The 272-nt window shown below is 49.3% G+C and carries 1 protein-coding gene; it reads left to right on the forward strand.

The annotated features are described in order from the left end of the window. Positions 1-162 (forward strand): TorF family putative porin (locus tag KB213_RS13200; RefSeq protein WP_211683458.1); only part of this gene is annotated, 162 nt, incomplete at its 5' end. Between the last annotated feature and the right edge of the window lie 110 nt (positions 163-272).

Consider the following 272-nt stretch of genomic DNA (forward strand, 5'->3'; position numbering starts at 1 on the left):
GGTTGGGGACACTGGAACTTAGGTCTAAGCAAAGTATTCTACGGGTTGAATTTTGATGTCCGTTACCACGGCAGCACAGTCGATACCGACCATAAGGTCTATGGTACTCAGACTGAAATCTTCGATGACAGATTTGTCGTGGGCATCAGTAAAAGTTTTTAAGTGTAGTTCGTCGCGTTACCCGCTCATCCGCAGCTTCCCTGCGGCACTCCAGTGGCTTGATGAATAGAGCCTTGACCAGCCACCGCGGCTGGTCTTTTTTATGTTGCGCT

This window comes from Neokomagataea anthophila, from assembly GCF_018122595.1.
In the GTDB taxonomy this organism is placed as follows: domain Bacteria; phylum Pseudomonadota; class Alphaproteobacteria; order Acetobacterales; family Acetobacteraceae; genus Gluconobacter; species Gluconobacter anthophilus.